This is a genomic window from Actinomyces polynesiensis (assembly GCF_000820725.1).
GTDB classification, from domain to species: domain Bacteria; phylum Actinomycetota; class Actinomycetes; order Actinomycetales; family Actinomycetaceae; genus Pauljensenia; species Pauljensenia polynesiensis.
Genome location: NZ_CCXH01000242.1, coordinates 24234 through 31052 on the forward strand (window position 1 = coordinate 24234; position 6819 = coordinate 31052).

General features: G+C 69.6%; 7 protein-coding genes. 5 read left to right on the plus strand and 2 right to left on the minus strand.

Annotated features, from left to right (window positions below; all coding sequences use genetic code 11):
• The first annotated feature begins 182 nt into the window (after positions 1-182).
• From TA90_RS10435 to tsaD, 5 genes are all read left to right on the plus strand, one after another.
• Entirely contained in the window at positions 183-884 is a 702-nt protein-coding gene (locus TA90_RS10435) for a succinate dehydrogenase cytochrome b subunit (protein WP_043536233.1), read from the plus strand.
• A 17-nt stretch (positions 885-901) separates the two neighbouring features.
• A complete protein-coding gene (locus TA90_RS10440) occupies positions 902-2881 on the plus strand; it encodes a fumarate reductase/succinate dehydrogenase flavoprotein subunit (RefSeq protein ID WP_043536235.1) in 1980 nt (659 codons plus the stop codon).
• The gene (locus tag TA90_RS10445) at positions 2878-3621 is read left to right on the plus strand and encodes a succinate dehydrogenase/fumarate reductase iron-sulfur subunit (protein WP_043536237.1); all 744 of its coding nucleotides are present in this window, start codon (positions 2878-2880) and stop codon (positions 3619-3621) included. Before TA90_RS10440 ends, TA90_RS10445 begins: the two co-directional genes overlap by 4 nt.
• 170 nt (positions 3622-3791) lie before the next feature.
• The gene (locus TA90_RS10450; protein WP_043536239.1) at positions 3792-4073 is read left to right on the plus strand and encodes a hypothetical protein; all 282 of its coding nucleotides are present in this window, start codon (positions 3792-3794) and stop codon (positions 4071-4073) included.
• A gap of 57 nt (positions 4074-4130) precedes the next feature.
• Complete coding sequence (gene tsaD, locus TA90_RS10455; protein WP_231550726.1) at positions 4131-5207, plus strand: tRNA (adenosine(37)-N6)-threonylcarbamoyltransferase complex transferase subunit TsaD; 1077 nt, start codon at positions 4131-4133, stop codon at positions 5205-5207.
• A gap of 114 nt (positions 5208-5321) precedes the next feature.
• Here the strand turns inward: tsaD and TA90_RS10460 are convergent, their stop codons facing one another.
• Positions 5322-6521 carry a glutamate--cysteine ligase gene (locus TA90_RS10460; protein ID WP_052450764.1) on the minus strand — a complete coding sequence of 400 codons (1200 nt, stop codon included), beginning with the start codon at positions 6519-6521 and terminating at the stop codon, positions 5322-5324.
• A gap of 49 nt (positions 6522-6570) precedes the next feature.
• The coding region (locus TA90_RS15205) for a THUMP-like domain-containing protein (RefSeq protein WP_043536242.1) at positions 6571-6819 on the minus strand (249 nt) is incomplete at its 5' end.

The window sequence follows — 6819 nt, forward strand, 5'->3', positions numbered from 1 at the left end:
GGGCTTGCGGAAATCGCGTCGTACCGCCCCCTCACCGGCGCCCGGACCGTCCCCCGCAGGGCCTGCGGAGGGCCCTCCGGGCGGCACGATCGTGCCGAAAACGTGACCTGCGACTCCTCGGGGTCCCCGTCCGGGCCCGGGGTCCCAGTGAGGGGCCCTGATCGGCGGATACGGTGTGCGCCATGGCCACAACTACTGTCGCAACGAAGAAGCGGCGCGCGTGGACCACCACTGTGTTCGTCAAGCAGCTGATGGCGGTCTCCGGCCTTGTCTTCGTGATGTTCCTGCTGTTCCACTCGTACGGCAACCTCAAGATGTTCCTCGGCGAGGAGACGTACAACGACTACGCCCACTGGCTGAAGGTGGACGCCTTCGTGCCGATCTTCCCGCACGGGGGGTTCATCTGGGTCTTCCGCGGCGCGATGGTGCTGATGCTCGTCATCCACGTGGTGGCAGCCGCCATCACCTGGAAGCGGTCCAGGCGCGCCCGCGTCTCCCGCTACGTGGTGAAGAAGAGCGCCGCCGACGCCTATGCGGCGCGCACCATGCGCGTCACGGCGGTGCTGCTGCTCTTCCTCATCGTCTTCCACATCCTGCACTTCACCACCGCGACGGTGCGGACCGGGTTCACGGTTGACTCCAGCCCGTACGAGCGCATGGTGGCGTCCTTCCAGCAGCCCCTGATGGTGGTCGTGTACCTGGTCTTCGTCGCAGCGGCCTGCCTGCACGTGGCCCACGGGTTCTGGTCGGCCTTCCAGTCGCTGGGCTGGGTGCGTGCGGGGACCCGCAAGTTCATGGTCGTGCTCTCCGGACTCATCGGCGGACTGATCTTCGTCATGTTCATGGCGCCACCGCTGGCCATCGCGTTCGGGATCATCTCCTGAGGAAGTGCTGAAGAAAAATGACTGACACACTCATCAAGGGCCTCTACCGCGAGGGCGAGCCCGTCGTCGACACCAAGGCGCCGCTGGACGTGCCGCTGGCCCAGTGCTGGGAGCAGCGCAAGTTCAACGCCGCCCTCGTCAATCCGGCCAACCGCCGCAAGCTCCGCATCCTCATCGTCGGCTCCGGCCTGGCCGGCGGTGCGGCAGCCGCCTCGCTGGGCGAGATGGGCTACAACGTCGACGTGTTCTTCTACCAGGACTCGGCGCGCCGGGCCCACTCGATCGCCGCCCAGGGTGGCATCAACGCCGCGAAGAACTACCGCAACGACAACGACTCCGTCTACCGCCTCTTCTACGACACGGTCAAGGGCGGTGACTACCGCTCCCGCGAGACCAACGTGTACCGCCTGGCCGAGGTCAGCGCGAACATCATCGACCAGTGCGTGGCCCAGGGCGTGCCCTTCGCCCGGGAGTACGGTGGCCTCCTCGACAACCGCTCCTTCGGTGGCGTGCAGGTGTCGCGCACCTTCTACGCCCGCGGCCAGACCGGGCAGCAGCTGCTCATCGGGGCCTACCAGGCCCTCGAGCGCCAGGTCGCGGCGGGCACCGTCACCGAGCACTCGCGCCACGAGATGGTCGAGCTCATCGTCTCCGACGGTCGGGCGCGTGGCCTCATCGCCCGCAACATGACCACCGGTGAGCTGGAGACCTACGTCGGCGACGCGGTGGTCCTGGCCTCGGGCGGGTACGGGAACGTCTTCTTCCTGTCGACCAACGCCATGGGCTGCAACGCGACGGCCATCTGGCGCGCGCACCGCAAGGGCGCCTACTTCGGCAACCCCTGCTTCACCCAGATCCACCCGACCTGCATCCCCCAGCACGGCGACCAGCAGTCCAAGCTGACGCTGATGTCGGAGTCGCTGCGCAACGACGGCCGCATCTGGGTGCCCAAGCGCGCCGAGGACTGCGGGAAGGACCCGCGCGACATCCCCGAGGAGGACCGCGACTACTACCTGGAGCGGATCTACCCCTCCTTCGGCAACCTGGTGCCCCGCGACATCGCCTCGCGCCAGGCGAAGAACATGTGCGACGAGGGCCGCGGCGTGGGACCGAAGATCGACGGTGTGGCGCGTGGCGTCTACCTCGACTTCGCCGACGCCATCCAGCGCCTGGGGCGCGAGAAGGTCTCGGAGAAGTACGGCAACCTCTTCGACATGTACCTGCGCATCACGGGTGAGAACCCCTACGAGGTGCCGATGCGCATTTACCCGGCCGTGCACTACACGATGGGCGGGCTGTGGGTCGACTACGACCTGGAGTCCAACCTCCCGGGTCTCTACGTCGCCGGCGAGGCGAACTTCTCCGACCACGGGGCCAACCGCCTGGGCGCCTCCGCGCTCATGCAGGGACTCTCGGACGGCTACTTCGTCCTGCCCGACACGATGAACGACTACCTCGCACACGCCTTCGGCCTGCCGAAGCTCGACGAGTCCTCCCCGGACGTCGTCGCCGCGAAGAAGCAGGCCCAGGACCGCATCGACCGGCTCATGGCGGTCAACGGCAACCGCTCGGTGGACTCCTTCCACAAGGAACTCGGCCACATCATGTGGGAGTACTGCGGGATGGAGCGCACCGAGGACGGGCTGCGCAAGGCCATCGGCCTCATCCGTGAGCTGCGGGCCGACTTCTGGAAGAACGTGCGCGTGCCCGGTAGTTCCGTCGGGGAACTCAACCAGTCCCTGGAGAAGGCGGGCCGCGTGGCCGACTTCATGGAGCTGGGCGAGCTGATGTGCATCGACGCCCTCCACCGCGAGGAGTCCTGCGGTGGTCACTTCCGTGCGGAGTCCCAGACCCCCGAGGGAGAGGCCCTGCGCCACGACGACAAGTACCTCTACGTCGCCGCGTGGGAGTGGACCGGTGAGGGTCAGCCTCCGGTCCTCCACAAGGAGGACCTCGTCTACAAGAACATCGAGCTGAAGCAGCGGAGCTACAAGTGAACCTCACACTGAGAATCTGGCGCCAGAGCGGTCCCCAGGACCCCGGTGCCATGCACGAGTACCAGATCCGTGGGATCTCGGAGGAGTCCTCCTTCCTCGAGATGCTCGACGTCCTCAACGAGGAGCTCTTCGCGCGGGGCGAGGAGCCCATCGCGTTCGACTCCGACTGCCGCGAGGGCATCTGCGGCCAGTGCGGCCTCGTCATCGACGGGATCGCCCACGGCCCGGAGGTCACCACGACCTGCCAGCTGCACATGCGCTCCTTCCACGACGGTGACGTCATCACCATCGAGCCGTGGCGTGCGGAGGCCTTCCCGGTCATCAAGGACCTGGTGGTCAACCGCTCCGCCCTGGACCGCATCATCCAGGCCGGCGGCTACATCTCCGTCAACACCGGCGCGGCACCGGAGGCCCACTCCACGCCCGTCCCCAAGCAGGACGCGGACAAGGCCTTCGAGGCGGCGGCCTGCATCGGGTGCGGCGCCTGCGTGGCGGCCTGCCCGAACGCCTCGGCGATGCTGTTCACCTCCGCGAAGGTCACCCACCTCCAGCTCCTGCCCCAGGGCAAGCCGGAGAACCTCAAGCGCGTGGTCGGCATGCTCAACCAGATGGACGAGGAGGGCTTCGGCACCTGCACGAACATCGGTGAGTGCGCGGCCGTGTGCCCCAAGCAGATCCCGCTGGACGTCATCGCGACGCTGAACCGTCAGCTCGGGAAGTCGGTCCTCAAGGGGGTCTGACCTCCGCTGCACGCTCCGGCCCCGTCCTCGTCCACGAGGGCGGGGCCGAGGCACGTCCGGGGGGTGGAGCGCGGCGGGGACCACGACGCGGTGCACGGGGGGACCACGGGTCCCGCCCCGGGGGCGGGAGGTGGGCATAGGCTGTCCGCGTCGACCCGAGAGGAGCACAGATGGGCGAGTCACCCGTACCGGAGGAGGACCTCACCGGTGGCAGCGCCGTGGGGCGTCCACTGCGCTGGAGGATCGGGACCCTGACCGGCATCGTCGGCCTGGTCGTCTTCGTGGTGCTCTGCATCCTGCTCGTCATCGGGATGCTCGGCTCGGATCCCTCCCGTCGGGAGTCCGCGGTCGGGCTCTTCCCCTGGGCGCTCGGTGCGCTGGGCGTCGGTCTGGCGGGGATGGGGGTCGCCGGGCTGCACCGCGGTGCGGGGGACGCCACCGACGGGGAGTGACCACCGGCTCCTGACCCGAGCGGTGCATCCGTCCCGACGGCGACTAGAATCGCCCGGGTGAGTGACGAACCCCTGATCCTCGGCATCGAGTCCACCTGCGACGAGACCGGGGTCGCGCTGGTGCGCGGCACCGAGCTGCTCGTCGACCGCACGGCCACCTCCATGGACCAGTACGCGCGCTACGGCGGCATCATCCCCGAGATCGCCTCCCGCGCCCACTTGGAGTCCTTCCTGCCGACCCTCGACTCCGCACTCGCGGAGGCCGGAGTCGGCCTGGACAGCGTGGATGCGGTCGCCGTGTCCGCCGGACCGGGTCTGGTCGGCTCACTGACCGTCGGGATCTGCGCGGCCAAGGCACTCGCGACGGGACTCGACCTGCCCCTGTACGGCGTCAACCACGTGATCGGCCACCTCGCGGTCGACAAGGTCGCCGAGGGGCCGCTTCCCCAGCGCTTCATCGGTCTGGTGGTCTCGGGCGGACACTCGAACATCCTCCTCGTCGAGGACATCGCCACCGACGTGCGCGAGCTGGGCGGCACCCTGGACGACGCGGCAGGGGAGGCCTTCGACAAGGTCGGCCGCCTCCTGGACCTGCCCTACCCCGGGGGCCCGCACGTCGACCGGCTCTCCCAGCAGGGGGACGTGAAGGCGATCCGCTTCCCCCGTGGCCTCGCCGCGGGCAAGGACAAGGAACGCCACCGCTACGACTTCAGCTTCTCTGGGCTCAAGACCGCCGTCGCCCGCTACGTCGAGGGCGTGCGCGACTGTGGGGAGACCTTCAGCCCGGAGGACGTCTGCGCCGGCTTCTCCGAGGCCGTCAACGACTCCCTGACCGCCAAGGCCGTGCGTGCCGCCCATGACATGGACTGCGACACGATCGTCATCGGGGGCGGTTTCTCCGCCAACTCCCGCCTGCGCGCCCTCATCACCGAACGCGCAGGCGCCGCGGGCCTCACCGTGCGGATGCCCCCCCTGCGCTTCTGCACGGACAACGGTGCCCAGATCGCAGCGATCGGCTCCGAGCTGGTCCGTGCGGGCCTCCCGCCCTCGGACTGGGACTTCTCCCCGGACTCCGGCATGCCGCTCACCCAGACGTACATGGCGCCCGCTGCGGCGCAGGTCATCGCCTCCTGAGACCCCTCGGGTGCGCCGGGCTGCGAGGCCCGGCTCGGGCAGGGAGGGACGGACCTCGGGGTGCGAACTGAGCGGACCTCGGCCCCCGAACAGAGCGGACTTCGGCGAGGGGGGTCAGCAGGGCTGGCCGTGCACCCCGCTGGCCTCGGCACCGGAGCGTGACTCGAGGAACTCGGTGGGGTCGAGGGGCCGGTCGGCACGCATCTCGGCCCGGATGAGCTCGACCACGGCGTCCAGGGGGTCCTCGGAGTTCTCCGCGACGAAGCGCTGGCGCTGGTAGGAGGCGCCCAGGCGGAGGATCTCGTGGACCCCGTCCAGTTCCTGCGCGCAGCGCAGGTCGCGGGCGACGGGGGCGAGCTCCTCCAGGAGGCCCTCCACCGTGTCGCGCACGTGCTCCTGGTGGCCATCGGCGTCCAGGATGAGCACCGCGTCCATGCCGTAGCGGGCGGAGCGCCACTTGTTCTCGGCGACGAACCACTCGGGCAGGACGGGGAGCTGCTCACCGGCGTCGATCATGCGGGAGTAGTGCTCCACGAGGCAGTGCGTGAGGGCGGCGAAGGCCGCGACCTCGGAGATGTTCGTGGCGGCGTCGAAGACACGGTTCTCCACGGTGCCGAGCTTGGGGGAGGGGCGCACGTCCCAGCGGATCTCGTCGAAGCCCTTGATGACGCCGGTGTCGATCATGTCCTCCGTGTAGGACTCCAGCTCGGACCAGGTGCGGAACTGGCGGGGGATCCCCGCGGTGGGCAGCTGCTGGAAGACCATGGCCCGGTTCGAGGCGTAGGCCGTGTCCACCCCGGCCCAGAAGGGCGAGGAGGCGGACAGGGACTGCAGCTGGGCGAAGCGCGTGGTGAGCGCGCACAGGATGGGGAGCACCTTGTCGCGGTCCTCGACGCCCACGTGGACGTGGACCCCGTACAGGAGCATCTGGCGGCCCCAGTACTGCGTGCGGTCCACCAGCTCCGCGTAGCGCTCGGAATCGGTGACCCGCTGGTACGCGGGCCGCGCGAAGGGGTGGGTGCCGGCGGTGGCCAGGTCGATGCGCAGGGCGTCGGTGACCGGGCGCAGCGAGGTGACGGTGGTCGCGATGTCGTCGAGGCACTCGGCGACGGTGTCGCGCGCCCCCGAGGTCACCTCCACGGTGTTGAGGAGCATCTCGCGGTGGATGTGCGGGCTCAGCTCACCGTCGACGGTGGCACCCGCGATCACGGCGTCGGCGGCCTGGCGCAGGTCGTTGGAGTCCTGGTCGACGAGTTGCAGCTCCCACTCGACCCCGATGGTCGAGCGTGTGGAGGGCGTGAAGGGCAGGGGCATGGTGCCTCCCATCCGGTGGGTCGGGGGTGCCCTCGGTGGGCACCACGCCTCAAGTCTGGCAGCGTCGGGCGATGATCGCGCGGTGCCGGCCGTCCACGCGCGTCGCGATCACGGTGGCCTCCCCGGCCCCGTCCAGGCGCAGCGAGCGACGCAGGGCCTCGGGGTCCAGGTCGACCCCGCGCTTCTTGACCTCGACCCGCCCGACGTCGCGGGCCCGCAGGGCCTCCTGGACCGCGCGGGGGCGCAGGGCCACGACGTCGAGGACCTCGAAGCGGGTGGCGAAGGGGGTGGGGGACAG

Coding starts and splice junctions, on each gene's coding strand:
- TA90_RS10460 (WP_052450764.1), bottom strand. CDS start 6,521: ATGCCCCTGCCCTTCACGCCCTCCACACGCTCGACCATCGGGGTCGAG.
- TA90_RS10440 (WP_043536235.1), top strand. CDS start 902: ATGACTGACACACTCATCAAGGGCCTCTACCGCGAGGGCGAGCCCGTC.
- TA90_RS10435 (WP_043536233.1), top strand. CDS start 183: ATGGCCACAACTACTGTCGCAACGAAGAAGCGGCGCGCGTGGACCACC.
- TA90_RS10450 (WP_043536239.1), top strand. CDS start 3,792: ATGGGCGAGTCACCCGTACCGGAGGAGGACCTCACCGGTGGCAGCGCC.